Here is a 2,483-nt window from a genome sequence, read left to right as displayed (position 1 = left end):
TGATTACACTTTTCAATAAACGTCTGTTCCATTTCCACACCTCAAACTTATTTGAATAAACATAAAACTGCCCTCACTTTTTTATTATGGTTTCAATATATAGACAAAATACAAGTTTCATTTGTTCCATTGTTTATCTTTTTTCAGGCAGAATAATACTACTAAAAAACAAGTAAAGCATACAATGATAAAAATCCACTCACAATAATCTATTTTTTGAATTTAACGTAACACTCTACTTGTCCATTTCAATTTGCTATTCCCTTCTATTTACCATTAACAATGTCAACTTTTCTAGAATGACAGCAAAAAAGCATTCTCGATTAGAAAGAATGCTTTTTTGAAATTTAATTGTTCTATATTTCCCCCAATTTATATCTTTGAGTTAAGCAAACATGTAATAAATTTAGTGAAAAATTCACCTTATAATTAAGTATTATTTCTGAAATACATGTTTTATTTTTTCACCTGGAACGTTACTTCCTCCTCTTCCTTTTACATCTTCAATCATCATTGTAACAATCATGTCTGGCGCATTTGCATCGAAAGCTGCGAACCATCCCAGTTCTTTTCCGTCTGCTTCTTTCGACTCTTTCAGTTCTGCTGTACCAGTTTTACCAGCAAGCGTCACACCATCAACCTGTGCAATTCTCCCTGCGCCATCAGGGTCATTAATGACTTTGATTAATGCACTCTTTAATATCTCTTGATTCTTTTTAGAAACCACATTTTCTTTCCAATTCCCCGCTACTTTTGCTTCTTTTAAAAGATGTGGCGACGGAATATTCCCTTCATTTACAATCGGTGCATATGTTAATGCTAAATGAAGTGGTGTCATTAATACTTGTCCTTGTCCATAGCCCGTGTCTGCAAGTTGAATATCGTTTTTTATCCCATCTTTTGCAATGATTGAAATAGGAAGTTCGTATTCGATTGGTAATTTTTCATGAAATCCGTACTTTTTAAATTCATTTACATACTGATCTTTTCCCATTTTCAAAGCTTGTTGAGCAAAATAAATATTATCAGAGTACTTCATTGCCTTATCAAAATCAATTGGACTTGCATCCTTTACACGCGTTACATAGTAATTTCCCCAAGACGAATCTTTTGTCCACTTCAATCCTTGAATTTTAAATTCTTCCTTCGGATTTATTGTGTTTGTTTCCAAACCAATTGCACCTGTGATCGTTTTAAATACGGAACCTGGTACAAATGCTTGTGTAAAGCGATTCGTCATTGGTAGTTTCGAGTCGTTACTCCATGCTTCTCGTTGGGCTTTCGATGCTCCTCTAACTATTATATTTGGATTATAAGCAGGGCTACTTACAAGTGCGATTGTTTCACCCGTTTTAGGATTGACCGCTGCACTAGACCCTGCTTCAGTTTTCATCTCATTAAAGATTTTTTCTTGAATTGCAGCATCAATTGTTAACGTAACATTTTCTCCTTCTTTTGCTTCTTTTTTTGCTACGTTTTTAATCTCTTTCCCCTTCTCATCTTCTATAAATACGCGTCCACCCTTTTCGCCACGCAATTTATTTTCTAACACTTTCTCTAAACCGGTCTTACCTACTAAATCATCTGCTTGATAACCTTGTTTTTGAAGTGATTTTAACTCCTCCGCATTCACCTTTCCTATATATCCAGTTAAGTGTGCCGCTGCTTCACCTAATGGATACGTACGAATATTTACTGGGTGAGATGAAACTCCTTCTAATTCAATATAATCATTCTGTCTGGTTCCCTCTTTTAAAATACCAATTGGTACAAAGGAGTCTGGTTTTATCCATTTTGCTGTGAGCTTTTGTTCGACCTCTTCTATAGACATATCAAGTAATTGTGCTACTATTTCTTTCGTTTGCGCTGCTGTTTCGCCTAGTTTCTCTGGAATAATTCCAACCTCAGTCGCTTTACCATTCGTTGCAAGCCCTTTTCCATTTCGATCATATATTTCTCCGCGTTTTCCTTGCTCTATTTGCATACGTACTTTGTAATCTTTTTTCATTCCTGGAAAAATGAAGTCTGGCGTCCAATCTATTTTCCAAGACTCTTTATCTTTCACAAGTTTTGCTTCATGGATGAATGAAACTGATCCTACATCGGTATCCATCTTAACTTCAAAAAGAAAAAGCTCTTTATCTTTCGTATTCTCTCCTTTCATTTTAACTTTTAAATTCTTAGCTCCAATCCCCTCGTAGATTTTTTGATATTTTTCTGTGAATTCTTTTTTAGAAATTGATTTTTTTGCATGATCTGATAAATGATCATACATATTTGTAAATTTTCTATCATTCCATAAATTGATATATTCTTCAAATGCTTGTTTTGGCGGTTCGTTTTTATTACATCCTACCAACATAACCGCGAAACAAACGAAAAGCAGCATCCATAATTTTTTCAATTCAATCTTCTCCCTTAGTTAAAAATGATGATTCCTTTCTTAATTTATTTAATAAAAAATGTTTTAACGCTTAATAGAC

General features: G+C 34.0%; 1 protein-coding gene. It reads right to left on the bottom strand.

Going from position 1 to position 2,483, the window contains the following annotated elements; genetic code table 11:
* Positions 1 to 436: 436 nt before the first annotated feature.
* Positions 437 to 2,404 carry a penicillin-binding transpeptidase domain-containing protein gene (locus tag ABWK52_RS27515; RefSeq protein ID WP_025966181.1) on the bottom strand — a complete coding sequence of 656 codons (1,968 nt, stop codon included), beginning with the start codon at positions 2,402 to 2,404 and terminating at the stop codon, positions 437 to 439.
* Positions 2,405 to 2,483: the final 79 nt, after the last annotated feature.

Source organism: Bacillus sp. AP50 (assembly GCF_040492675.1).
Taxonomy (GTDB): Bacteria; Bacillota; Bacilli; order Bacillales; family Bacillaceae_G; genus Bacillus_A; species Bacillus_A cereus.
The sequence above is the reverse complement of the archived record's forward strand: the minus strand, read 5'-3'. Positions and strand labels throughout refer to the sequence as shown.